This window comes from Kitasatospora sp. NPDC059722 (assembly GCF_042733235.1).
Classification (GTDB): Bacteria; Actinomycetota; Actinomycetes; order Streptomycetales; family Streptomycetaceae; genus Kitasatospora.
The window spans coordinates 1-4,288 of the sequence record NZ_JBHWGD010000223.1; the positions used below are offsets into that span (position 1 = coordinate 1).

A 4,288-nucleotide genomic window follows, 5' to 3' on the forward strand; every position below is an offset into this window, starting at 1 on the left:
CCACCCGCTCGCCGCCCGCGCGGCGCGGCGCGCCCCCCCCCCCCCCCCCCCGCGGCAGGTACGGCCGCTCTCTCAGGCCTGCCAGTGCGGCTTGCCGCTCACGATCCGGCAGGTGATCATCCGGCCGTTGGCGTCGTGGGTGCTCAGGCCGAGGTCGGCGTCGCGGCAGAACTGGCCGGCCGCGTAGCAGTTGCCCGCGTTGGAACGGATCTCGCAGCCGCCGCCACCGGCGGCCGCGGGCGGCTGGGGCTGCGGGTCGGTCGGAGGCTGGGCCGTCGTCACCTTGGGCTGCGGTTGCGGTTGCGGCGCCTTGGTCACCGGCGGCTTGCTCGCCGGAGCGGGAGCGGGCGCGGACACCGGTGCGTGCGTGGCGGGCGGGGCCGGCGGCTGCGCGGCGGCCGTCGTCGGTTCGGCCGCCGGCGTGGTGGCCGCGGGCGGAGCGGAAGGAGCGGGAGGAGCCGAGGGTGCGGAAGTGGCGGGCGCGGCCGTCGGGGTGGGCGAGGCCGAGGCCTTGGCGCCGGCGTCCGCCGCCGAGGGGTCGCAACCCGTCAGCGCCAGGCCGACGGTGAGGACGAGTCCGGCGAAGGCCGCCAGACCTGCGCCCCGGCGGGCGCCGCTGCGGCCCACGCGTATCCGTGAAGGCATGAGGGGAGAACGCTCCGTTCCGATTCGGGTGAGGTGGGAGAGGTGAGCGAGTCAAGCAGAACTCCCTCACCGGCCGGGCACGGATCGCACACTCGTTGGCGGATCGAGACCTGCCGACTACCGAGCGTTGACCATCCCGGCCTCCCATCAGCCGCGCGCCCCTGAGCGCCTCGCGCATGCGCGCACGCCCCTCCACGCCTCCGCACCCCCCACGCGTCCGCCATTCGAACACCCCATCGCGCCCGAGCGGTGACGGCGCGGGGGTATAACGCCGGAGCACGGGGGGTTCCGGCATGTTCCTGAGGTCACGTCACGATCGCTACGGTCGCTCCAACCCCCACGCGAACCAAGGAGATTCCCCCATGCTCCGAATCCGTGCGCTCGCCGCAGCCTGCGCGCTCGCCGCCGTCGCGCTCGCCGCCGCCCCCGCCTCCGGCGCCACCACCGGTACCGGCGCCGACGAACCGTCGATCGCCGCCGCCCTGGCCGCCCCCACCCGGCCGGTCGCCGCATCGCCCGCCCTCCTGCACGCGATGCAGCGCGACCTCGGCCTGTCCCCGCAGGCCGCGACCGACCGGCTCGCCGAAGAGGGCCGGGCCACCGCCGTCCAGTCGGCGCTGCGTCAGGCGCTCGGCGACCGCTGGGCGGGCGCCTGGGTCAGCGGGCCCGACGCCACCCTCACCGTCGCCACCACCGACGCCTCCGCCGCCCGCGAGATCACCGCCCACGGCGGCACCGCCACCGTCGTCCGGCACAGCCTCTCCGCCCTCGACGGCGCGAAGGACGCGCTGGACCACGCCGTCGCCGCGACCACGCCCGAGGCCACGCCGCTCTGGTACGTGGACGTCACCGGGAACACCGTCGTCGTCCAGTCCACCGACACCGGCCGCACCGAGGCGTTCCTCCGGCAGGCGGGCGTCGACCGGGGCCTCGTCCGGGTCGAGCGCGCCGCCGAGACCCCGCGGCCGCTGGCCGACCTGCACGGCGGCGACGCGTACTACATCGACGGCGCGGCCCGTTGCTCGATCGGCTTCCCGGTCACGTCGAACGGCCAGCCGGGCTTCGTCAGCGCCGGCCACTGCGGCCAGCCCGGCTCCAACGCGACGGCCTCCGACGGCAGTTCGATCGGCACCTTCCAGGGCTCGACGTTCCCGGGCAACGACTACTCGTGGGTCCAGGCCGATTCGAGCTGGACGGCGCAGCCGCAGGTCAGCGACTACGCCGGCGGCGCGGTGACGGTCTCCGGCTCCACCGAGACCCCGATCGGCGGATCGATCTGCCGCTCCGGCTCCACCACCGGCTGGCACTGCGGGACCGTCCAGGAGTTCAACGCGACCGTCAACTACGCCGAGGGCACGGTCTACGGCCTGACCCGCACCGACGTGTGCGCCGAACCCGGCGACTCCGGCGGCTCGTTCATCTCGGGCAGCCAGGCGCAGGGCGTCACCTCCGGCGGCTCGGGCGACTGCACCTCCGGCGGCACCACCTACTTCCAGCCGGTCAACCCGATCCTGCAGACCTACGGCCTGACCCTGGCCACCGCCTGACCGTCCGACCGTCCACCAGTGCGCCGCCCTCCCGCCGCAAGCGCGACGGGAGGGCGGCGGCACCGGTCGCGGCCGGGATCAGCCCGCGACCCAGCCGCCCGTCATCGTCTGCACCGCCGAACCGTCGAGGTCCGCCAGCTTGGTACCGGCGAACGCCCGCGCCGCCGCCGAGGTCTGGATCCGGAACGCCGGCCGCTCGGCCGTCAGCGCCTCGACGACCGGCGCGGCGGCCTCCTCCGGCGTCTGCGCCTGCCCGAAGGCCTTGAGCGTGCGGTCGACGTACGCGCCGAGGGCCGGGGCGTACGGGCCGGCCGCGTCGAGCAGGGCGGGCACGTCGATGGCCTGGTTGCCGATGAACTCGCTGGCCACCGCGCCCGGTTCGACCACACTGACGTGCACGCCGACCGAGGCGGCAGCCGGGGCCAGCGACTCCATGAAGCCCTCGACGGCGAACTTCGAGGCGCAGTACGCCTCGTTGAACGGCTGGCCGACGACGCCGCCCACGCTGGTCACGGTGACGACCCGGCCGCCGCTGGCGCGCAGGTGCGGCATGGCGGCCCGGGTGACCTCGACGACGCCGAAGTAGTTCACCTCCATCGTGAACCGGACCGGCTCCATCCCGTCCTGCTCGATCGTGCCGACCCGCCCGGCACCCGCGTTGTTGACGACGGCGTCGAGCCGGCCGTACCGGGCGACGACGGCGTCCAGGCAGGCCGCGACGGACGCCGGGTCGGTGACGTCCAGCCGCTCGACCTCGACGCGCCCCGCGACGCCGGCCTCCTCGGCGGCGGCGCGCAGCGCTCCGGCGCGGCCGGTGTCGCGCATGGTGGCGACCACCTGGAACCCGGCCCGGGCGGCGGAGACGGCGGCGGCGAGGCCGATCCCGGACGAGGTGCCGGTGATGAGGACGATCGGGGCGGTGGTGGTGTTCATCGATACCTCTTGCATCTGCTGGTGCGCCGACGGGGACGGGCTCCACGACTGTGTGCGTGTGCACGCACTCTATCGTTGTGTGTGCGCACACGCAAATACGTGCACGAATACCATCGGGTCGGTCACAACCGCGCTTCCGCCCAGTCAAGGTTTCGCCCTCTTCCGGGCGTGCCGGGCCGCGGGGCGTGATCATGGGCGTATGCAGTTCCGGCACGGCCACCGAACCGAGGACCCCGCCCCGGGCGACCAAGGCCCGTCCGCCACGCCCGAGCGCCGGTCCGCGACGGCGGCAGCGGCGACGACGGCGGGCCTCGCCGCGCGCTCCGGCCCGGTGACCGGGAGCGACGGGCCGGACCTCCACCGCGACGTCCTCGCCGCCGCCCCCGTCGCGGTCGCGCTGCTCGACGCCGACCTGCGCTGGGAGTACGCCAACCCCGCCTTCACCGCCGTCACCGGCCTGCACCCCGCCGACCTGCTCGGCCACCCCGCCCACGCCACCGCCTTCGCGGGCGCCACCGCCGCCCTGCGCCGCGTGCTGGCCGACGGCCGCGACCGCGAACAGGTCACCGGCGGCCCCGACGCCCCGGGCGCGCCCGTCCCGCCCGGCCTGCGCGTGCGCTACCGGCCGCTGGAGCGCGCCGGACGGACCGCCGGCGTCGTCGTGGTCGTCCTCGACGACCCCGGACCGGCCCGCGAACAACTGCACGAGCTCGAACGGGCCCGCGCGCGGCTCGCCCTCCTCGACGCCGCCGCCGAGCGCATCGGCACCACCCTCGACGTCGACACCACCTGCGCCGAGCTCGCCGCCTTCGCCGTCCCCCGGCTCGCCGAGTTCGTCACCGTCGACGTCCTGCCGCCCGAGGCGACCGCCGACCGGACCGGACGGGGCGGCACCCAGCGGTTGCACCGCGCCGCCGCCGAGTCCGTCCTGCGGCTCCAGGCCGCGCTCGACGAACTGCCCCGGCCGGGCGAGTCCGTCCGCCACCGCGAGGGCTCCCCCGGCGCGCGCAGCCTCGCGGGCGGCGTCGCCGTGCTCACCGACGGAGCGGACGCCGCCGCCGGCCTCACCTCACTGCTCCTGCTGAGGCTGACCTGACTCTTATAGAAATAGGAAGAAGCCGACAACCTTTAAACAGTATTTATCTGAGTGCGCGTTATAAATA

The 4,288-nt window shown here is 75.3% G+C and carries 4 protein-coding genes; 2 read left to right on the forward strand and 2 right to left on the reverse strand.

What is annotated here, in order from left to right; translation table 11 throughout:
• Window positions 1–72: 72 nt before the first annotated feature.
• Complete coding sequence (locus ACFV4F_RS42625) at window positions 73–645, reverse strand: hypothetical protein (protein WP_380511275.1); 573 nt, start codon at window positions 643–645, stop codon at window positions 73–75.
• Between the two features lie 362 nt (window positions 646–1,007).
• On the opposite strand from ACFV4F_RS42625, the gene ACFV4F_RS42630 reads away from it, so the two are divergent.
• Window positions 1,008–2,192, forward strand: coding sequence for a S1 family peptidase (locus ACFV4F_RS42630; RefSeq protein WP_380511277.1), 1,185 nt, complete (start codon window positions 1,008–1,010; stop codon window positions 2,190–2,192).
• A gap of 78 nt (window positions 2,193–2,270) precedes the next feature.
• Here ACFV4F_RS42630 and ACFV4F_RS42635 read toward each other — a convergent pair whose 3' ends face one another.
• Window positions 2,271–3,125, reverse strand: a complete 855-nt coding sequence (locus ACFV4F_RS42635) for an SDR family NAD(P)-dependent oxidoreductase (RefSeq protein ID WP_380445758.1) — start codon at window positions 3,123–3,125, stop codon at window positions 2,271–2,273.
• Window positions 3,126–3,324: 199 nt separating this feature from the next.
• Here ACFV4F_RS42635 and ACFV4F_RS42640 point away from each other — a divergent pair, with 199 nt between their 5' ends.
• On the forward strand, window positions 3,325–4,221 hold the full coding sequence (locus ACFV4F_RS42640) for a PAS domain-containing protein (protein ID WP_380511280.1): 897 nt from the start codon (window positions 3,325–3,327) through the stop codon (window positions 4,219–4,221).
• Window positions 4,222–4,288 lie beyond the last annotated feature (67 nt).

Coding starts and splice junctions, on each gene's coding strand:
- ACFV4F_RS42625 (WP_380511275.1), bottom strand. CDS start 645: ATGCCTTCACGGATACGCGTGGGCCGCAGCGGCGCCCGCCGGGGCGCA.
- ACFV4F_RS42630 (WP_380511277.1), top strand. CDS start 1,008: ATGCTCCGAATCCGTGCGCTCGCCGCAGCCTGCGCGCTCGCCGCCGTC.
- ACFV4F_RS42635 (WP_380445758.1), bottom strand. CDS start 3,125: ATGAACACCACCACCGCCCCGATCGTCCTCATCACCGGCACCTCGTCC.
- ACFV4F_RS42640 (WP_380511280.1), top strand. CDS start 3,325: ATGCAGTTCCGGCACGGCCACCGAACCGAGGACCCCGCCCCGGGCGAC.